Genomic DNA, 18,916 nt, shown 5'->3' on the forward strand with positions numbered 1-18,916 from the left:
CTCTTTACCAAGCCACAACTTTGTTAAGAGTTTCTAGTACCTTGTCTTCTTTAAATGGCTTTACAATGAAATAGTTGGCACCGTTCATAATTGCCTCTTTAACAAACCGCTCCTGCCCCATGGCGGAAACCATGATAACTTTAGCATCTTGATCATATTCCTTAATCTTTTTCAACGCCTCCAATCCAGACATTTCAGGCATAGTAATATCCATTGTGACAAGATCAGGCGCACATTCCATGTATTTTTTTACCGCTTCGACTCCATTTTCGGCATTACCAATAACTGAAAATCCGTTTTTCTCCAAAATTGATTTCAAAGCCATTCTCATAAAAAGCATATCATCGACAACCAATACTGTTTTCATTTTTTTACCCTCCAGTTTATCATTTTACTTTAGACTACAAGACGCCAAGTATCATATTTATAGCCATTAGGGTTTTACTTCGTAAAGAAAAGTTACGTCCGTGTAAGCGCCACTCCAGACAAATGTTGCCAAGTGTTCCAATAATAATATCTGCTACAATTCCACTATCAACCTGAGGATTAATCTCACCCGCTTTCTTTCCTTCCTCAATCACATCCTTTAAAAAATTTTTACGACTGCCAAGAATGCTTTTAATCTTATCAACAAAGTCTGGTTCTGATAACAGGACACCGTATATTTGTGTCACGGCGGTAATGGCCGGGTAATTTTCATAATAGGTTATATAGGAATCTACCAAAAAGACGATTGCCTCCTTCATTTTTAGACCTTTTAATTTGACTGACTGAAATATATCGGAATCATACTTTGAAAAATAGTCTAATACATCAAGAACAATATCACTTTTCGATTTAAAATGTCGAAATAACGTTCCTTCTGATATACCTTGTCTTTTCGCAATCTCACGTGTTGATAAGCCCTGAATACCAAGGTCATCAATTATTTCAATAGCAGTTAAGATAACATTTTCTTTACGATGGAGAAACTTACTTGCATTATTGCTCATTACGCCCTCACCTTATCGAGCGAGTGTTTACTCGCTTTTATAATAATTTTATGCCTATTCCTTTCCATTGTCAAACAAATTATGCTAAATTAAGTTATTTTTTTGTTAAATTTTACAACAAAGTATGAGTTTTACTAAAAAATTCAAATTCAAGCAAACTAAAAGACCGTGCAAAGCTTACGAAGCCTTGTACGGTCTTTGTTTTTAACAATCAGACTACCGCTTTTGTTAATTAATGCATACATTGATTTCCCTTCTCAACAAGTTTTTTATATAGATTTTTTACTTTTAAGATAAATTTCCGTATCCTTAATTTTAGTACTGGCAACCTTAGATTTTTTTACGGTCCTAAGTCTAAATGGGGTCACGTCACGAAACGAAAAAAACCGCACGTTTAGCGTAGTAAGATGTTACTATGATTCTAACAATTTAAGAATTTTGGTTTGAGTTAGTATTTCATGAGTTACAAACTTTCCGTTTAAAAATACGCTATATCTCGTTACAGGGCAGGTATGACTCTGCGCTTGTTCTTTACTGGTGATTTGATGAACTCTTACAGGACGGGAATAGTCTTTTGCTAAGATCTCATGGGCATAATTGACTGCAAATGGACATTGCGCAGTAAAATAAACGTCCAATCCATCACCATTACTAATGGTTAATTGCTTTGCGTTTGTACGAAACTTAGGTAAAGGAGCTTGAGGATTGAATCGTTTTACGACTAATTCATATGGAGTTACAGTATCACATACTTCAAAGCCATTTTTTATGAAAAAGTTTTTTTCAGACAAGTATGGCTTCTTTTTATTACTTGAAATTAATACTATACCGTTCATGCCTTCAGAATCTTTTTCACATTCTTCAAATAGTTTAGTTCCCCAACCTTGACCTTTAAATCTTCCTGATACCCAATGGCAATTAATAAACATATAACCATTTGCTTCGATTGGAACCCAGGCATTTTCGGCAGGTAAATATTCGATAAATACCTTTCCTCTTTCGTTTAGCCGCTTGAATTTCAATCCTTCTTCAAATCGGCAAGTAAGCCATTCCTTTTTTAGTCTTACGCCGGATTCACCCTTTTTGTCAGATAAGGCGCAACAAATATGTTCTTGACCTATGTTTTGTTTAGATAGGCATATAATACCCACTAGTTATACCTCCAGTTGCATATTTAGGCCGCACCCGGACACCCATTTTGGTAGTATCCGGACAGTGTAACGGCCACATCCGGATTTGCTGCCCCCAAAACTATTATATTTATGCTTCAATAAACAAGGGGTATATCCTCTTTTTCCAAAAAAGCAAAAAAAAACCAGTATCTTATTTGAAAGATTGCTGGTTTTATAGGCCATTACTTGAATGTAACTCAAGACTCCCACCTAAATTAACGATGTTTCAGCTATGCTGAAATGAGCTCACGCCCATAAATCACTAAGGGTTTTTTTAATGAATTTGCGGATTTTATCAATACGCTTAAGCACATCTTGCAGCTTGTTGCCATTGATAAGGACCAGGTCTTCCATTTTGCTCCGGTATTGGCCGAATTCTTTCTCCATTTCGTCAAGAACCTCTCTAAGCTGCTGAACAGCAGGCTCAAACTCGATAATAGCCGAAGGCTCAATCTGCCAACTGCGGCCAGTCAATGTGACAGAATCCCCATACTTGGGTATATAGGTTGGTATGTTAAACTTGTCAGTAATAAGTGCCGCAAATGGCTCTGACATTTGGTGTTCACCATGAACAACAAAGATATTAGCCGGTTTGCTCGTAAAATTGCTTAGCCAGGTTGTCAGCTGTTCCTTATCAGCATGAGCGGAAAAGCCCTCAAGGTTAGCAATTCTGGCCTTGACAGTGATTTCTTCGCCCATAATCCTAACCTTTTTAATGCCTTCTAATAAACGCCGTCCCATGCTGCCTTGCGCCTGATAACCAACAAACAGCACGGTGCTCTCCGGTCGCCACAAATTATGCTTCAGGTGATGGAGAATACGTCCTGCATCGGCCATGCCGCTCGCTGAGATAATAATGGCGGGATGGTCCAAATTGTTAATGGCTTTGGATTCCTCGGCTGTCTTGGCAACAGTCAATTGCGGAAACTGTAAAGGATGCTCCTGGTCTTTATACAGCAGATCATAGGCTTCGCGATCATATTCCTGTGAGTTCTTTAAGAAGATCTCTGTAGCCGAAATAGCCAGCGGACTGTCAATAATTACCGGAATTTTAGGAATCAAACCTTCTTTAAACAAAGTATACAAATTGTAGAGAAGGGTTTGCGTACGGCCAACAGCAAACGACGGGATTATGACGTTACCGCCTTGCTCAATCGTTTCATTAATATATTGAGCTAATTTTTCTATCGGGTCACTCGGATCATGAATCCGATCCCCATAGGTTGATTCAAGAATAAGATAGTCAGCCTGCTCAATAACAGCCGGATTCCGAATAATTGGTTGGTCAGGCTGACCCAAATCTCCAGAAAATAAAATTTTTGTAGTCTCGCCGTTTTCTACTGCCACAATCTCCACCATAGACGAACCTAATATATGGCCAGCTTCCCGAAAGGTAAGTGTCACCTCGTCTGATATTTTGATCGCTGTATCATAAGCCATCGGTGAAAATTGTTGTAAGCAATTATAAGCCTCATCTACGGTATACAGCGGTTCGATCGGCTTGCGTCCGGCCCGTTGTCCCTTCCGGTTAGCAAGCTCAGCCTCAAACTCTTGAATGTGTCCACTGTCAGGCAGCATAATACTAGATAATTCAGCGGTTGCTTTAGTAGCATAGATGGTTCCCTGGAAACCTAAATTGCACAGACGCGGCAGCAAACCGCTATGATCAATATGGGCATGGGTTAGAAATACAGCCTCGATATCTGCAGGATTATAGAGAAATGGCCGTCTGTTGAGGGCAGTAATGGCCTTCGAGCCCTGAAACATACCGCAATCAACTAAAAACTTCTTTTGCCCGACTTCCAAAAGATAAGAAGACCCGGTTACCATACCTGCGGCTCCCAAAAATGTTAAATGCATAAGCTTGCTCCTTTTAAATTATTGTACTAATTATCTTTTTAAATTCTACATTTGTTCTCTTTCCCCTGCAGAAAATAGTAAAAACCGGGGCATTATTGCTCCCGGTTCCTTGTTGATAGTAATTATACGATAATTACGCTTCGCCCAATACCCGTACTTCAGGATGGAGAGAAACGCCAAACTGCTTATAAACGCTATCCTGAACCTTGCTGATTAAAGCCAACACATCCTGGGCGGTTGCACCGCCAGCATTAATAATAAAACCTGCATGCTTTGTAGAAACCTGCGCACCACCGACACTAGTTCCTTTCAGTCCGGCTTTTTCAATTAGCGTACCCGCAAAATGACCATTAGGACGTTTAAAGGTACTGCCCGCACTCGGCATCTCAATTGGCTGTTTGGTTTGACGCATCGCAGTGTAGTCGTCAAGTCGTACGCGAATCAAGTTATTTACGCCATTTGAGAGCGCCAGTTCTACTTCACAAATAAGACAGCCATTTTCCTGAAAGACACTATGACGATAACCAAACTTTAGTTCTTCCCCCGAAAACCGTTTTAACTCGCCGCCCGCACATACTGCCGTAACAGCCTGCACTACTTGGCTCATCTCACCTTCATAGGCACCGGCATTCATAAAAACTGCACCGCCAATACTGCCAGGAATGCCAATAGCAAATTCAAACCCTGTCAGATCATGTTGGGCAGCATACTTGGATACCGCCGCTAAAAGCGCACCGGCACCAGCAACGACAGTATGACCGTTATGCCGGATACAGCCCATCTCAGGACCAAATTTCAAAACCAGACCACGGATTCCCCGGTCTAATACCAATACATTAGAACCATTACCTAACACAGTAACAGGTATGGCAAACTGTTTAGTAATATGCAAAATCGCAGCCACCTCTTGAACTGAAGCAGGCAGTGCAAGATAATCAGCCGGACCACCGATGCGAAAGGTAGTGTGTTTAGACATAGCTTCATTAACTAGCAGTCTTTCCGGGGGAATAGCTTTTTTCAATTCGGCAGCAAAATCCATATTTCTACTAACCAACATCTCATTCTTTGCCAAATAAATCCATTCCTTCAGCGACCGCATCGCCAATTATTTTATAGATATCAGCAGCAAGCTGCTGAAAACGCATGTGAGCGTGGATAAAGTCTCTAGCTTTAGGATTTAGGACAATGAGCTCATACATTTTTTGAAGTTCCTGAGATTTCTCTTTATTTTCCGGGTTGCCAGCCATTATATCATATTCAGCAGCCAGCTTTTTCTTAAAAAAATCTTGCACCATGGTTTTGCTAGTTATGTCACTATCAAGATTTTTCTTGGCAGCTAAAAAGGCCTGATACTCCTCAGAATTTCTCAGCGTCCTCCCTAATTCATGGGCTTTATCATGTACAGTCATGAAGATTCCTCCAGTTCACCATCTATTTTATGCGTTATATTCAGCATGTATACGCTAAAAATCCTTCTTCAGCATTGCTAAATAATAATCCTGCATTGTTTTGGCATCTTTAGCCTGAGTTCCTGCTGACTCGCAAATAATCCGGGGGGTGTACCCCTGATCAGCGATGACAGTTAATAACGGCTCATGCGGCGGCCCATAGGGATCACCAAAACACCAATGCCGTTTTTCGCCCGCCCTGGTAAACTCAATGGGGCTGAAATGGATATGCAGATTTTTTGCCGCTTCTGCCCCCAGTGCTTCGCCTATTTTTTCAAATACAGCGGCAAACTCTGCACTTGTCGTATATAGACCACCTGTCACAGCATGCATATGGCCAAAATCGACTGCTGGCCGGACCCGCTTATCCAGCTTACATAGCTCAAGTACTTCTTCAAGCGACCCCAGCTGATTTTGCTTACCCATAGTTTCTGCCAACAGTTGCGGACCTGTCAAGCCCTGATCCTCAGCTTGCTCTAAAACCCTGGCAAACAAACGCTTGGCCCGCTCCATAGCCTGACGCCGGTCAGCACCTTTACCAGGGCCGCCAATATGAAACACAATCCGGTCAGCTCCCATCCATTTGGCTACTTCCAGCGATCGCAAAAAGTGCCGCTGCGTGTTACTTGCCGTAGTCTCATCTTCGGTAGCCAGACTAATATAATACGGCGCATGAATACTAAGCTTAGTGCCATATTGAGCGGCCTTCTGTCCCACCAATTCAGCCGTAGGCTGTTTGATAGTAACCCCACGACTGCATTGATACTCATAGGCCTTAAGTTCCTGGCCTGCTAACCATTCCGGCATGTCAGCCGAAGCCTTATGTCCAGATTCATAAAACGCATCTGGATTTCCTGCCGGTCCAAATTGTGCAAACATCGTATCACCATCCTAAAGGCTTTGCTACCTTAGTCCCGGAAACTCCAGCTGCCTAAATGCTTCATATACTGCAACAGCTACCGCGTTCGACAGGTTAAGTGACCTGGCATCTTCAATCATCGGAATGCGAATACAGTTATCTGGATTAGCATTCAGCAGTTCCTGCGGCAGCCCGGCAGTTTCTTTGCCAAATACCAGCAAATCATCACTCTGATAAGCAATATCACTATGGCGTTTTCTGGCTTTGGTAGTATTAAAATAAAAATTATGACCTTGATATAGCTTCACTACTGCAGCAAAATTTTCGTGCACATGCACTTTGACTAAATGCCAATAGTCAAGCCCGGCCCGTTTTAAATAGCGGTCTTCAATGGAAAATCCTAATGGCTTTACCAAATGCAGTTCACAGCCAGTGGCTGCACACAATCTCGCAATATTACCTGTATTGCCGGGAATCTCCGGCTCTACCAGTACAATATGCATCAAAATCACTCCAATTATACAATATCTGTCTTTTTCACCGCTGCTTTCAGGGCTTCCTGTTCACTGCCGGTTTGCAACACAATAACAGCCAGCACTACAAGCAGCCCGCCCAGCATTTGCAGCAAGCCCATAACCTCACCCAAAAGCAAATAGGCAGTAGCAGCAGCAATTACCGGTTCCAAACAAGCGGTAATACCTACATTGGTCGGCGATAAGAAGCGTATGCCAAAAAAATACAACAAAAAAGGTATCACTGTCGAAAACACAGCAATATAAGCAAAAAGCCACCAATTTTCAGTAGTTATAGTCCCTTGAACCCAGGCTTCCGGCGATACCAGCCACCAAAATAAGCCAGCAAAACCAAACGAATAGGTTACAGCCGTCAGTGGGTGGTACCTTCGTACCGCCCGCCGGCCATATACTGTGCTAAATGCCATCGACGCAGCCGCTAATAAGCCGCTGGTAAGCCCTAGCACACTAATTGAAGCCCCGCCGCCAGCGTTAAGCATAATCAAAAAACCGCCTAAAGTGGCTAAAGCAATAGCCACACCACGCCTGGCGCCTAACCGCTCTTTTTCGAAAACAACAGCGTAAACAGCCATAAATACGGGTGCCAGATACTGCAAAAAAACAGCGGTAGCTACATTTGTTAGGCTAATGGTGTAAAAATAAAAAAACTGCAACAGTGCCATTCCCCCTGTACCCAGCAGCGCAAAATAAGCAATCTCCCGGCGTGGAATAACAAGCAGCCGTCTATTGTAAACAAAGAGTCCGATTAGCATTAATAAAAATGACAAAGTCAGACGAATCTTCACCAACAGAAAAGGCGTAATATTTTGATTAAATAACGCTTTGGCTGCCGAACCGCCAACACCCCACATACAGGCAGCAGCAATAACGGCAAAATAACCATATACTTCTTTGCGCATGACAACTCCTTAGTAAAAGATCAAAGTAAAATCTATTCTACACCAAAAGCAAAAATCCTACCCCTTGCAGCTGATTTTTGATATACTCACGCAGCACAACTCATACATTGTAGAGAAACACCACTGGTAATACCATAAACAAAAGGGAGGATAAAAATGGCTGAAGGAAAAATCAGACACCTGTTCCCTGGCGGCAATACTCCCCAAGGCTTTTTTTCTTATTATGATTATGTAATCCCCACTGATGCAACACGAATTTTTTTATTAAAAGGCGGGCCTGGTGTCGGTAAATCCACTTTTATGAAAAAGATTGGGCAAACACTTGTTGAACATGGTTTTGATGTTGAGCATCACCATTGTTCCAGTGATCCTAATTCCCTTGACGGGTTGGTCATACCAGCACTCCGGGTTGCCTTGATTGATGGCACCGCTCCTCATATTGTCGACCCTAAACATCCTGGCTGTGTTGATGAAATTCTCAACCTTGGCGAATATTGGAACGAAACGAAGATGATTCATAACAAAATTGAAGTAATAGCCTATACCAAAGAAATCAGCAGGCGCTTTCAGCGCGCTTATCGTATGCTAAAGAGTGCCAAGGCAGTCTATGACGATTGGGAAGCCGCCAACTGTGAAGCCATGAATTATAATCTTGCTAACCAAAAAGCTGCAAATAGTATCGAATCAATTTTTAGTAACATAACTACTGTTGGTTACGGCAAACAGCGGAAGCTCTTTGCTTCAGCTATTACGCCTAATGGCCCGGTAAATTATATTGATTCTATCAGTGCCGGCTTCGCAAAACGTTATATTATCACCGGCTTGCCTGGTACCGGTAAAGCAACCTTGCTGGCTAAGGTTGCCGATACAGCCATCGCCAAGGGGCTGGATATTGAAGTCTTTTTCTGCCCGCTTGACCCGCGTAAACCCGAACATATCCTTATTCCCGCCTTGGATACAGCCCTCATAACCTCAACCCCGCCGCATAATCAAAGTTTTACCAACGCTACCGCTGTTATTGACATGAATGATTGCCTTGATACAGACATCACCTTACGGTTAGAGCCGGTAACTGATTATGATCGAACAACTTTCTGGGAGCTTTTTGGCAAAGCAGGTGCTTATATCCATGAAGCTAAGAAGCTGCATGATGAACTTGAGACTTACTATATACCCAATATTAATTTTAACGGTGTCGATGTGCTCAGAGTAAAAACGTTAGCACGAATATCCGGTTACGCCGCCAAGCAGTGAACCCGTTCCAGCAAAGCTAAGCCCCCGCCGCCTAAAATGGTGGGAGTCTTCTTATTCTCAGCTTAGGCTCTCAGCATTCTTAGCCGCATTAATAGCTGAGATAATTTGGAGCCAAAAAAGGGTATTCTGCTAATATCACGCTCTGTCACTCCACCAAGCAGTAGTAGAACAGCGCCGTAAATGATGGCCGCTAAACACATAACCCCAAATGTCGCAATAGCATCACTAACTCCGCCTGCTACCATGAATTGATAGATAACATCAATACTTGCCCCCATAACAATGGCTGCAAGGACACATTTCCATAGTTCCTGCCAGTCCATGTGCAAACCTGTGTATTTGGCAACAAAATATAAATTTAGCAACGCAGCAACGCCAATATCGGCATTAGTCGCCCAACCAGCCCCTTGTATCCCCAGACTAGGCATAGCAGTCAGATTCCAATTTAACAGGACTTTGACTGCAGCCGCAATGCCCATATTGATTACCGGCAATACAGTATAACCCATCCCCTGTAAAACCCCGGTTGTTATCTGATGAATACCTAACAGGTATATACCAAAAGAAAGTACTTTCACTACTTCCCCCGCTTGAGGCGCATGGTATATAAAGGCAGCAATCGGGGTTCCCAGCACCCACAGCCCCGCAACAGCGGGAATTGTCACAATATTGCCAAGCCGCATAGCTGAAGCTGCCCGTTCACGAATTTGCGCGATATTTCCCAATGCCTTGGCCTCTGACACAGCAGGCACAATGCTGGTCGCCAGCGCTGCTGTAATGACGGTTGCCAGATTAACCAGCGGCACTCCCATACCTGTCAAATAACCATATAATTCAGTAGCCTGCTCGACAGTATAACCAGCTACTTCCAGCCGGACAGGAACAATCAACAGATCTAAATTAGCCACCAGTGGCAGCATAATACTGGCAAAAGAGACTGGCAATGCCAGGACTACAATACGCCGCACAATACTGCTTGCCGCTTCCTGCTCCCGTTCTATTGGGCCTGCATAAAATCGTTTGCAATTGCGCTGCAGCCGCCAGTAGTAATAGAGTAATACACACAGTCCGGCTGCCGCTCCGGCACCAGCGCCCATGCTTGCACCACCGGCAGCATATTCAATACCTCTGGGAAGCAGCCAAATAGCAAATAACAGCATGGCTCCCACGCGAAATAGCTGTTCTACAATTTGGGACACAGCAGTGGGGGTCATGTTTTGCCAGCCCTGAAGATAACCCCGGAAACTGGAAAGTAACGTAACTAAAAAAACAGCCGGTGCTAGCGCCAGTAATGCATAATATGCACGTGGATCACGAATGACCTGATATTCAATTAACCAACCGGCACCAAAATAAACTAGCGTACTTAAAGCAATGCCTGTCACTGTAAGAATAGACAGCGACAAATAAAAAACCCGGTTAGCTCCCCGGTAATCTTGAAAAGCAACCTTTTCGGCGGTAATAACAGAAATAGCCACCGGAATACCGGCAGTTGACAGACTAAGCGCCAATAGATAGATGGGAAAGGCCATTTGATAGAGGCCGATCCCTTCCCCACCCAACACGCGCGACAGAATGATCCAGTTGAGCGAGCCAATAACTTTTACGACAATACCAGCAACTGTCAACACAAGAGTCCCTTGAAGAAGACGGTTAGGCTTACGTACTATTTCCTGTTGCTTCATATCCTGAGCTATTCATCCCTTCCCCAAAAACGGTCTTCAGTCTATTATACTAATTTTGGTCAGATTGTGTCCTGTTCTTCCAAAAGTAGTATACTGCAAAAGCGATAAGCAAAATTGCAACTATCAGACTAGCCTCATGACCCATCGTATTTAACTCGCGCCAATTTTCGCCCAACATTTGGCCGGCATAAATTAAAGCCACTGTCCACGGAAGGGAGCCTAACACGGTATAAAACATAAATTTACCTAGATTCACTTTGGCAAACCCGGCAGGCAGCGAAATAAAGGTACGGACAATGGGTAACAATCGGCTGAAAAAAGTGGCCTTTATCCCATAGCGGTCAAACCATCTTTGCGCAGTATCAACATGTTTTTTAGATAAAAACATGTATTTTCCATACTTTGTAACAAAAGGTTGTCCACCGTAAAACCCAATCAAATAAGCAACAATCGAACCTAGTAATCCACCTGACACCCCAGCAAAAACACTCATAGTAAAATCCAGCTTGCCAAGATATACCAGATACCCTGCAAAACCAAAAATAAGTTCACTAGGGACAGGTATACATGCACTCTCCAGCGCCATGCCGATAAAAATTCCGGTATAACCCAAAAGAGCAATATAATCAATTACAATTTGAAAAACCTGTTCCGCGACAATCGCCTCCTTCGCTTCATATTCTACCATGGTTTAGTAGTAAACTGCAAAACCGCTATTCAAAAGAATAGCGGTTTACCTTCTGATTTGTATTACTAATAAAATGTGGTAATATATACTCTATAAATACTATTAGGATTCGGCAGGTGTACACGTTGAAACGAATTTTTATTATTATGGCTCTAACCCTTTCCCTGCTTTACGTATTAGAAATCTCCGAAGCTGTTGGCCTCAAAAGTTTTAAACCCCATCTGGAAATTAATCATAAAGCCAATGAAAATATTTTACAATGGCAACGATTACCTTATTTTGCTTATTATGAGGTAGAAGCTTTGAGTATTCCGCCTGACAATGACGCTGAGCAAGCCACTGATACAGAGCTAATTGCCAGCTATCGTACTTGGAAAAACCAAATGCCTATTGACGAAAATTTTCCTTTTCGCACCTACTGGCGCGTATCGGCCCAAACTCTGTTTCATCAGCCGCTGGGCAAATACTCTGACCACGTTAACCTAACACAAACCATCGATGGAATAGCCGCCGACTTTAACAATGTAAAGCCAGAGCCCACTTCCTTTTACCCTGCCAGCACTCCGGCCTCTATCCGGCCAATGCTAACCTGGACGGTAGTACCAGGCGCCGTATACTATGAGCTCGAGTTCTTAACAGAACCACCGGAAAATCCCAACGATGTTTTTTCATCTGACAAGCAGGTTCTCTTAACCCGCGAGGTGTTTACCAATGGCTATAATGCTGATTTGTCCTGGTATGAAGGCAGCCGTATCTTCTGGCGCGTCCGCGCGCTAAATAATCACGGCAACCCCCTAGGCGTTTTTTCTAATGCTACTGAACTTTACCTTAATCACGATATTATCCCTGTCACCAGACCGCTGATCAATGAGCACAAACCGACCAACCTGCCTGCACCACTCTATCCCGCCTACTCCCTGATACCCGTATTGGGAGCTTTAAGCCATGAAATTGAGCTTACTCGTCAACCACCGGAAAACCCTGGTGGCATTGAACCCTCACAATACCGTATTTGGAGTCAAACAGTCATTGGCTTAAATGACTGTTATGACGATCAGCCTCGAATTATTCCCGGAAAATACTATTGGCGGGTACGTGGTATTGATGCCGCCGGCAATCCGGTCGGCGGCTATTCGGACGCCGCTGAATTTAGCGTTGACTTGAGCCGTGGACACTATGCGGCCACCTTTGGTGACAGTATCACCCACGGCGGCGGCGCTATCTCCTATTCACCTGCCGATTTTGATTACAGTTATCAAACCTATCTTAATTTTCCCGCTGTCAATCTTGGTAAAAGTGGTGATACTACGGCAGCTATGCTAGCCAGATTTGATCAAGATGTACTACCCTTCAAACCGAAATATCTACTAATACTGGGTGGTACCAACAGCCTGCGTGGCGGTGTCCCTGCTGCTCAGGTCATTACTGAGCTCACAGGGATTCGTGATAAATGCCTGACAAATGGCATTCGACCTATCTTTTTAACCTTACCGCCAATCAACCCGGATGCAATTGCTGATGTCTTCCATGAAGAAACAGTTAACAACTGGCGGGAAGAGTTTGATGCTGTCAATCAATTTATCCGGCAGCAGCGTTACTTTATCGACCTTGAACCTCACTTTCTTGACAGTAACCGTGAGCTTCCGGATTATTTGGCTATTGACGGCTTACACCCGGATATTGAAGGCAAAAAACTCATAGCACAAATTATAAATGCTCACTGGTCAAGGGTTGTTCGCTAGCAGCCTGTTCCAGTAGTAATAACTCATCGCGCCGTTGTTTTGCATTAGAAAAAAATTTATGAATGCTCGCTCTGTCGCCTTGACGAACCGCTGTCGCAACTTGGCTGACAATTTGACTAAATTTATCTAAACTGTCGGCAATTGGTTCAGCATTTGTCATGCAAATATCAGCCCACATATCAGCATTGGAAGAAGCAATGCGTGTTGTATCCCGAAAACCGCCGCCTGCCAGTTTGATGCTGTTTTCCTGGTCTTGCAAATACGTAAGCAGGTTTACCAGCGCAGCAGCGCCAATATGTGGTACATGACTGATTAAAGCCGTACACCAATCATGCTCGGCAGCATTCATTTCCGTGATTCTGGCCCCTGTCCAGTTAATCACCTGCCGTACTGCTTCTACAGCTGCAGCATCCCCATCCCTTGTAGGAGTGAGTATATACCACTTATCGTAAAAAAGTGTGTCAACGGCAGCTTCGATGCCACTTTTTTCGCGCCCGGCCATGGGATGACCGGGAACGTAATGAACACCCTGTGGTAATACTGCCGCGATTTCTTGTATTAGATAAGTTTTAGTACTGCCAGTGTCTGTCAAAATAGCGCCTGGTTTTAAATGGGGTGCTATTTCTTTTATGAGCGTCGCTATTTGCAGTACAGGCGTACACACAAAAATCATATCGGCACTCTTTATGCCTGTTTTATAATCAGCAGTAATCCGGTCAGCAGCGCCGCATTGTTTGGCTTTAAGCATTGACAATTCGTTCGTGTCAATGCCTGTAACTTCAACCTTCTCCCCCTGGGAGGCTTTGATGGCCAAACCAAGCGAACCGCCAATTAACCCCATACCGATGATTGCAATCTGTTTGATTGCCGGCTTCATGCCATTTTCCTGCCAACTGCCGCAGCAATAATACCCACTTCATTCATCAGAGCTTGGAAGTTAGCAGGAGTCAACGACTGACTGCCATCAGACAAGGCCTCTGCCGGATTAGGATGAACCTCAATCATTAAGCCGTCAGCTCCGCCGGCCACGGCTGCTTTAGCCATGGGTCTAACCAGTTTCCACACGCCGGTGCCATGACTGGGATCGACAATCACCGGCAGATGACTCAAGTCTTTAAGTGCTGCTGCCGCACTCAAATCCAACGTGTTGCGGGTGTAATCCTCGAATGTCCGGATACCGCGTTCGCAAAACATAACATTAAAATTGCCTTCACTTAATATATACTCGGCCGCATGCAACCACTCATTGATAGTTGCCGCCATCCCACGCTTTAACAGCACTGGCATACCGCTTTTACCTACTGCCTTAAGCAGTTGAAAGTTTTGCATATTGCGGGCACCGATTTGTAATACATCGGCATAAGCACTTACCACCGATACGGATTGGATATCGACAACCTCAGTAACTACTTTTAGCCCAGTGACCTCCCTGGCCTCGGCCAACATTTCCAGCCCCTTTTCCTCAAGCCCCTGAAAAGAGTAGGGTGAAGTCCGCGGCTTGTAGGCGCCCCCTCGCAAAAACTGAGCACCAGCTGCTTTAACAATTTTTGCTGATTCCAGCAGCTGCTCTCTGCTTTCCACTGCACAAGGACCTGCCATCACTACCAGATTAGTACCGCCAACAAGTACCCCGCCAATATTAATCACTGTATCTTCGCTCTTGATTTCCCGGCTGACCAGCTTATAACCAGCAGTAACAGATATCGCCTTCTCTACACCAGCCATGGCCTCTAAAGGTAGTTGAGCCATTAATTTTTTTTCACCAATCAGGCCAATAATTGTACGTGATTTTCCTTCTGACAAATGTACTCTTAATCCAGCGCCTGTTACCCGGGCAACCACGGTGTCAATCTCTTTTTGAGTAGCTGCCGGGCTCATCACAATAATCATAGTTGTCGCCTCCTAAAATTTTTGGAAAATAAAAAAAGCCCCATCCCTAACAGGGACGAGACTTTACTCGCGGTACCACCCTGCTTGCTTAAAATAGCAAGCCACTCTTTTCAGGTACAGGACATTCCGATACCCTAGCCTCTGATAACGGTGGCATCCGGCGCGGTCTACTTGGAATCAATCCGTTCAACCTGCTGCTCACAGGTGTATTTCAATAAGCACGCCTACCGGGTCACACCACCCCCCGGCTCTCTGATAATAGCGCAGCCAATTTACTTATCCCATTCATTGCATTTGCATATGCTGTTGCCAATGAATATATCACATAACAAAATTCCTGTCAATAGCCTTATTTATTCTAACGCATTTTTACTCATTAACTGCTCTAGCGCCTGAGCCAGCTGATCAGGACAAGAAGTTGCTTTAGCGCCGCATCTTATCCCTTTTAATTTAGTAATAACCGCATCGACTGTCATTCCTTCTGCCAGCCGGCTTACGCCCTGTAAATTACCAGGGCAGCCTGATTGAAAATGAATTTCCTTTACGATATTGTCTTCTACCAGGAACTCAATCTTTTTTGAACACACACCGCTGGGTATGTAAGTATTCATGTTCCGCTCTTCCTTCCTACTTATGGATTATGGAAACATTATAGCATACAACCTGTACGGTGAACATTACTATTTTACGACCGGCGAACAGCATCAATCAATGGCGGTACAACCTGTTTTTTACGTGACATAACGCCAGGCAAATACCAGGTGCCATCTGGGCGTCCTTCGCCAAAAGCGGCTGCAATCAGTCCTGCTGGCTGTCCGTAGTAGAGCAGATATGTTGCCTCGTCTACTATGCCCGTAATAAGCAATATTGCCATATTATACGGCTCTTTATTGCAAATGGCCTGTAACGCAGCTTCCAGTTGGCTTTGCTGTTGAAGTACACTTTCCGGATCCATAATTGAGAGTTGACTTATGGCAACATAATATTCGCCAATCTGAAATTCCTTCAAATCGGCAGCCACAATATCAGCCGGTGTTAACTTATCAATGACTGAACCAGCTTTTAGCATCGCCATACCAAAATCCTGAATAGTAAGCCCAACAATTTGGGCTAGTTTATTGGCCGTATCACCGTCTTTTTTCGTTGCTGTAGGTGATTTAAAAAGTACAGTATCAGAGATGATGGCAGCTAACAACAGACCGGCAATCGACTTAGGTATTGGAACATTCCGCTGCCAGTACATATTAGCCACAATAGTAGCTGTCGACCCTACCGGTTCATGCCTGATAAATATTGGTTCACTAGTCTCTAGTCCACCTAATCGGTGATGGTCAATAATTTCAACAATTTTGGCTTCTTCTATTCCGTCTACTGCTTGCGAACGTTCATTATGGTCAACCAGAATAACCTGATCACGCTCAGGCACAATCAGCCGGTCCCGATCAATAAGCCCCACCAGATTTCCTGCCTGGACAACTGGATAATTGCGGTAGCCGGTACGAATAATACTATTTTTTATATCAGAGACCAGGTCCTCAGGTTTAAAGGAAGCAACATTAGTTTTCATGATGTTCCGCACCGGAATACTCTGGTTGATCAAGCGTGCACAGGTATAGGTATCCTGCGGTGCTCTAATGATATAGGTGCCTGCCGCCTGAGCTGCAGTTTCCACCTCAGGTGCAACCTCAAAATCACCAGTAACAATTAGGCAAGATACACCAATAGCAATACAAGCCAGTTGAGCCTTGGTACGATTGCCTACCAGAACGATATCACCAGGCTTAATAACTTTAGTCATCGTCTTGGTATGAGACGCAGCAATTTTCACATGCCCCTCAATGATCCGTGACAACTCCCCACCACACACAAGTGTGCCATTAAGGCAGCGTAAAATTCCCGCATAGTTAACACCAGTTTCCCGTAAATCCTGCATACCCAGTTCACTGACATACCGCTCAGCCAAATCGCTAACTGTGACTATTCCTACTAGCTTGCCGCCATTTTCAACAACAGGAATGGATTTCAGATTATGGGATTGAATCAGCTGACCTAGCTTCCGCAAGGTGTTCCAGGGATGAATTGTTATAATATTTTCATGCATTACATCTTTGGCCCGGGGATATATGTCTAAAATAAGTTGTGGCGGCTGAACACTAAAAAGTTCTAATACATATTTAGTCTCGGCATTAATCTTTCCCGCCCGTGCCGGAACTACGTGCTCGCCCAAAGCTGTTTTTAGATTTGCATAAGCAACTGCTGAGCAAATAGAATCAGTATCAGGATTGCGATGACCAATTATGTAAATTGGTTTGGACAAGCTATTCTCAACTCCTCAATCTATACTCTTCTGGAATTTTTTCATATATATATATATATGACCAGGCCCTATTCAGCCTCATGGAGGAACTTGAACAGATACCTGGCCTTAAACGAATAGAACAAGCAGTTATTGAACTATTAAACTATGTATTAAGGTCTGGCACATTCACCAGCTTCCCCTTTCATAATGGCTAAACCATGATCAAGCGCTGGCAAAATAACTTCCAAACATTCGCGTACACCTTTGGGACTACCAGGAAGATTGATAATAAGCGTTTTGCCACGTAACCCAGCTACCGCCCGCGACAACATCGCCCGTGAAGTTTTTTCCAGCGATTTAGCCCGCATAACTTCCGGAATACCAGGAACTTGTCTGTCAATTACTGCCAAAGTAGCTTCTGGTGTTACATCCCGTGGCCCAAGCCCAGTGCCACCGGTAGTGAGAATGATATCTATCTTTTCATTGTCAGCCATGTTAATCATAGCCTGACTAAGAACCTCACGCTCATCAGGAACAATTACATACTGCTTAACCTCGCCAAGCTGTGCCAGTGTCTCAGCAATAGCCTTACCGCTCAAATCCTCGCGTTCACCGCGTGACCCTTTATCGCTGGCTGTGATAATGCCAATACTATACATTTTCGATCACCTCTAGTGTATCACCATTAGCTACCCGTCCGCCAGTCACTACGATCGCAAATATGCCTTCTTTAGGCATAACACAATCACCAGCCTGATAGTAGATACTGCAGCGGTTGTGACACTCTTTACCAATTTGACTGACTTCCATTAGTACATCACCAATTTTTAATTTCGTACCAATAGGCAACGCTGGTAAATTAATTCCCTCAGTCGTCAAGTTTTCAGCAAAATCTCCCGGATGAACATCAAGCCCTTTTTGTCGCATTTTTTCAATGCTTTCTACAGCTAGAAGACTGACCTGGCGGTGCTGGAACCCGGCATGAGCATCGCCTTCCAGGCCAAGTCCGACTAAAAGATTAGCCTCCCCGACATTTTTTTTGCGTTCGCCTTTATTTTTGCTGGTGCAAACTGCTACAATCTTTCCTTGCATTGTTTAATCCTCCCTTACAAAATTACCGCTTTTTCCGCCTGACTTAGCGCGTAATCGGACATATTCGATAGTCATTGCCTTATCTACTGCTTTGCACATATCATAGATCGTCAAGGCAGCTACTGACACGGCTGTCAAAGCTTCCATTTCCACCCCAGTCTTGCCGGTGGTTTTTACTATCGCCTTAATATTAATAGCATTAGCTGCGTCTTCAATGGTAAATTCAAGATTAACGCCAGTCAGCAAAAGCGGATGACACATGGGAATTAAATCCCAGGTCCGCTTGGCTCCCATTATCCCCCCTACTTGAGCTACTCCTAAAACATCACCTTTGCCCATCGCACCTTGTTTCACTAACGCAAGAGTAGTTGGCTTCATAGTAATCCGGCCTTCAGCCACAGCTTCCCGTTTGGTCTCATCTTTAACAGTTACATCTACCATCCGCGCCTTACCGGCGTGATTAAAGTGTGTTAATTCCTCCATGACTACCTCCACCATTAGTA

20 protein-coding genes and 1 other annotated feature are annotated in these 18,916 nt (G+C 44.0%); of the genes, 2 read left to right on the plus strand and 18 right to left on the minus strand.

Annotated elements, in window-relative coordinates; translation table 11 throughout:
* Positions 1 to 4 precede the first annotated feature (4 nt).
* The 9 genes from SALPA_RS27245 to SALPA_RS27285 all read right to left on the minus strand — a co-directional run bounded on the left by SALPA_RS27245 (position 5) and on the right by SALPA_RS27285 (position 7,763).
* Positions 5 to 367: a response regulator gene (locus SALPA_RS27245; protein ID WP_145101443.1), complete on the minus strand. Its 363-nt coding sequence runs from the start codon at positions 365 to 367 to the stop codon at positions 5 to 7.
* Between the two features lie 34 nt (positions 368 to 401).
* On the minus strand, positions 402 to 992 hold the full coding sequence (locus SALPA_RS27250) for a TetR/AcrR family transcriptional regulator (protein ID WP_145101445.1): 591 nt from the start codon (positions 990 to 992) through the stop codon (positions 402 to 404).
* A gap of 413 nt (positions 993 to 1,405) precedes the next feature.
* The gene (locus tag SALPA_RS27255; RefSeq protein ID WP_145101447.1) at positions 1,406 to 2,143 is read right to left on the minus strand and encodes an N-acetyltransferase; all 738 of its coding nucleotides are present in this window, start codon (positions 2,141 to 2,143) and stop codon (positions 1,406 to 1,408) included.
* Positions 2,144 to 2,410: 267 nt separating this feature from the next.
* Complete coding sequence (locus SALPA_RS27260; protein WP_145101449.1) at positions 2,411 to 4,024, minus strand: MBL fold metallo-hydrolase RNA specificity domain-containing protein; 1,614 nt, start codon at positions 4,022 to 4,024, stop codon at positions 2,411 to 2,413.
* Between the two features lie 133 nt (positions 4,025 to 4,157).
* The gene (murB, locus tag SALPA_RS27265) at positions 4,158 to 5,081 is read right to left on the minus strand and encodes a UDP-N-acetylmuramate dehydrogenase (RefSeq protein ID WP_145102322.1); all 924 of its coding nucleotides are present in this window, start codon (positions 5,079 to 5,081) and stop codon (positions 4,158 to 4,160) included.
* A gap of 1 nt (position 5,082) precedes the next feature.
* Positions 5,083 to 5,433, minus strand: a complete 351-nt coding sequence (locus tag SALPA_RS27270; RefSeq protein ID WP_145101451.1) for a YlbF family regulator — start codon at positions 5,431 to 5,433, stop codon at positions 5,083 to 5,085.
* Positions 5,434 to 5,487: 54 nt separating this feature from the next.
* Positions 5,488 to 6,351, minus strand: coding sequence for a TIM barrel protein (locus tag SALPA_RS27275; RefSeq protein WP_145101453.1), 864 nt, complete (start codon positions 6,349 to 6,351; stop codon positions 5,488 to 5,490).
* Between the two features lie 24 nt (positions 6,352 to 6,375).
* Positions 6,376 to 6,834, minus strand: a complete 459-nt coding sequence (trmL, locus tag SALPA_RS27280; protein WP_145101456.1) for a tRNA (uridine(34)/cytosine(34)/5-carboxymethylaminomethyluridine(34)-2'-O)-methyltransferase TrmL — start codon at positions 6,832 to 6,834, stop codon at positions 6,376 to 6,378.
* Between the two features lie 14 nt (positions 6,835 to 6,848).
* Positions 6,849 to 7,763: a DMT family transporter gene (locus SALPA_RS27285; RefSeq protein WP_145101458.1), complete on the minus strand. Its 915-nt coding sequence runs from the start codon at positions 7,761 to 7,763 to the stop codon at positions 6,849 to 6,851.
* Positions 7,764 to 7,919: 156 nt separating this feature from the next.
* On the opposite strand from SALPA_RS27285, the gene SALPA_RS27290 reads away from it, so the two are divergent.
* Positions 7,920 to 9,017: a PRK06851 family protein gene (locus tag SALPA_RS27290; protein ID WP_145101460.1), complete on the plus strand. Its 1,098-nt coding sequence runs from the start codon at positions 7,920 to 7,922 to the stop codon at positions 9,015 to 9,017.
* A gap of 62 nt (positions 9,018 to 9,079) precedes the next feature.
* Here SALPA_RS27290 and SALPA_RS27295 read toward each other — a convergent pair whose 3' ends face one another.
* Together SALPA_RS27295 and SALPA_RS27300 are read right to left on the minus strand one after the other, a co-directional pair.
* The gene (locus SALPA_RS27295; protein ID WP_145101462.1) at positions 9,080 to 10,702 is read right to left on the minus strand and encodes a polysaccharide biosynthesis protein; all 1,623 of its coding nucleotides are present in this window, start codon (positions 10,700 to 10,702) and stop codon (positions 9,080 to 9,082) included.
* A gap of 49 nt (positions 10,703 to 10,751) precedes the next feature.
* Positions 10,752 to 11,390 carry a DedA family protein gene (locus SALPA_RS27300; RefSeq protein ID WP_145101464.1) on the minus strand — a complete coding sequence of 213 codons (639 nt, stop codon included), beginning with the start codon at positions 11,388 to 11,390 and terminating at the stop codon, positions 10,752 to 10,754.
* Positions 11,391 to 11,506: 116 nt separating this feature from the next.
* On the opposite strand from SALPA_RS27300, the gene SALPA_RS27305 reads away from it, so the two are divergent.
* On the plus strand, positions 11,507 to 13,132 hold the full coding sequence (locus SALPA_RS27305) for a GDSL-type esterase/lipase family protein (protein ID WP_255451387.1): 1,626 nt from the start codon (positions 11,507 to 11,509) through the stop codon (positions 13,130 to 13,132).
* Here SALPA_RS27305 and SALPA_RS27310 read toward each other — a convergent pair.
* The 7 genes from SALPA_RS27310 to moaC form a co-directional block, all read right to left on the minus strand.
* Entirely contained in the window at positions 13,098 to 14,009 is a 912-nt protein-coding gene (locus SALPA_RS27310) for a prephenate dehydrogenase (protein ID WP_145101468.1), read from the minus strand. The genes SALPA_RS27305 and SALPA_RS27310 overlap by 35 nt on opposite strands.
* Entirely contained in the window at positions 14,006 to 15,022 is a 1,017-nt protein-coding gene (gene aroF / locus SALPA_RS27315; RefSeq protein WP_145101470.1) for a 3-deoxy-7-phosphoheptulonate synthase, read from the minus strand. The genes SALPA_RS27310 and aroF overlap by 4 nt, the downstream gene beginning before the upstream one ends.
* 48 nt (positions 15,023 to 15,070) lie before the next feature.
* Positions 15,071 to 15,320: a binding site (T-box leader), on the minus strand.
* 55 nt (positions 15,321 to 15,375) lie between these two features.
* Positions 15,376 to 15,633 (minus strand): TIGR03905 family TSCPD domain-containing protein, encoded by a 258-nt coding sequence (locus SALPA_RS27320; RefSeq protein WP_145101472.1) that lies wholly within the window; start codon positions 15,631 to 15,633, stop codon positions 15,376 to 15,378.
* A gap of 74 nt (positions 15,634 to 15,707) precedes the next feature.
* Positions 15,708 to 17,339 carry a putative manganese-dependent inorganic diphosphatase gene (locus SALPA_RS27325; RefSeq protein WP_145101474.1) on the minus strand — a complete coding sequence of 544 codons (1,632 nt, stop codon included), beginning with the start codon at positions 17,337 to 17,339 and terminating at the stop codon, positions 15,708 to 15,710.
* A 152-nt stretch (positions 17,340 to 17,491) separates the two neighbouring features.
* A complete protein-coding gene (locus tag SALPA_RS31740; RefSeq protein WP_145101476.1) occupies positions 17,492 to 17,980 on the minus strand; it encodes a molybdenum cofactor biosynthesis protein B in 489 nt (162 codons plus the stop codon).
* Positions 17,973 to 18,413, minus strand: coding sequence for an MOSC domain-containing protein (locus SALPA_RS31745; protein ID WP_145101478.1), 441 nt, complete (start codon positions 18,411 to 18,413; stop codon positions 17,973 to 17,975). Before SALPA_RS31745 ends, SALPA_RS31740 begins: the two co-directional genes overlap by 8 nt.
* A 3-nt stretch (positions 18,414 to 18,416) precedes the next feature.
* Positions 18,417 to 18,896 (minus strand): cyclic pyranopterin monophosphate synthase MoaC, encoded by a 480-nt coding sequence (gene moaC / locus SALPA_RS27340; protein WP_145101480.1) that lies wholly within the window; start codon positions 18,894 to 18,896, stop codon positions 18,417 to 18,419.
* Positions 18,897 to 18,916: the final 20 nt, after the last annotated feature.

This window comes from Sporomusa sp. KB1, assembly GCF_007830295.1.
Taxonomy (GTDB): domain Bacteria; phylum Bacillota; class Negativicutes; order Sporomusales; family Sporomusaceae; genus Sporomusa.

What these genes read in the sequence shown, in the direction of transcription:
- trmL (WP_145101456.1), bottom strand. Translation starts at nt 6,834, where the DNA reads ATGCATATTGTACTGGTAGAGCCGGAGATTCCCGGCAATACAGGTAAT.
- SALPA_RS27285 (WP_145101458.1), bottom strand. Translation starts at nt 7,763, where the DNA reads ATGCGCAAAGAAGTATATGGTTATTTTGCCGTTATTGCTGCTGCCTGT.
- moaC (WP_145101480.1), bottom strand. Translation starts at nt 18,896, where the DNA reads ATGGAGGAATTAACACACTTTAATCACGCCGGTAAGGCGCGGATGGTA.
- SALPA_RS31740 (WP_145101476.1), bottom strand. Translation starts at nt 17,980, where the DNA reads ATGTATAGTATTGGCATTATCACAGCCAGCGATAAAGGGTCACGCGGT.
- SALPA_RS27275 (WP_145101453.1), bottom strand. Translation starts at nt 6,351, where the DNA reads ATGTTTGCACAATTTGGACCGGCAGGAAATCCAGATGCGTTTTATGAA.
- SALPA_RS27250 (WP_145101445.1), bottom strand. Translation starts at nt 992, where the DNA reads ATGAGCAATAATGCAAGTAAGTTTCTCCATCGTAAAGAAAATGTTATC.
- SALPA_RS27260 (WP_145101449.1), bottom strand. Translation starts at nt 4,024, where the DNA reads ATGCATTTAACATTTTTGGGAGCCGCAGGTATGGTAACCGGGTCTTCT.
- murB (WP_145102322.1), bottom strand. Translation starts at nt 5,081, where the DNA reads ATGTTGGTTAGTAGAAATATGGATTTTGCTGCCGAATTGAAAAAAGCT.
- SALPA_RS27310 (WP_145101468.1), bottom strand. Translation starts at nt 14,009, where the DNA reads ATGAAGCCGGCAATCAAACAGATTGCAATCATCGGTATGGGGTTAATT.
- SALPA_RS27245 (WP_145101443.1), bottom strand. Translation starts at nt 367, where the DNA reads ATGAAAACAGTATTGGTTGTCGATGATATGCTTTTTATGAGAATGGCT.
- SALPA_RS27290 (WP_145101460.1), top strand. Translation starts at nt 7,920, where the DNA reads ATGGCTGAAGGAAAAATCAGACACCTGTTCCCTGGCGGCAATACTCCC.
- aroF (WP_145101470.1), bottom strand. Translation starts at nt 15,022, where the DNA reads ATGATTATTGTGATGAGCCCGGCAGCTACTCAAAAAGAGATTGACACC.
- SALPA_RS27300 (WP_145101464.1), bottom strand. Translation starts at nt 11,390, where the DNA reads ATGGTAGAATATGAAGCGAAGGAGGCGATTGTCGCGGAACAGGTTTTT.
- SALPA_RS27270 (WP_145101451.1), bottom strand. Translation starts at nt 5,433, where the DNA reads ATGACTGTACATGATAAAGCCCATGAATTAGGGAGGACGCTGAGAAAT.
- SALPA_RS31745 (WP_145101478.1), bottom strand. Translation starts at nt 18,413, where the DNA reads ATGCAAGGAAAGATTGTAGCAGTTTGCACCAGCAAAAATAAAGGCGAA.
- SALPA_RS27295 (WP_145101462.1), bottom strand. Translation starts at nt 10,702, where the DNA reads ATGAAGCAACAGGAAATAGTACGTAAGCCTAACCGTCTTCTTCAAGGG.
- SALPA_RS27320 (WP_145101472.1), bottom strand. Translation starts at nt 15,633, where the DNA reads ATGAATACTTACATACCCAGCGGTGTGTGTTCAAAAAAGATTGAGTTC.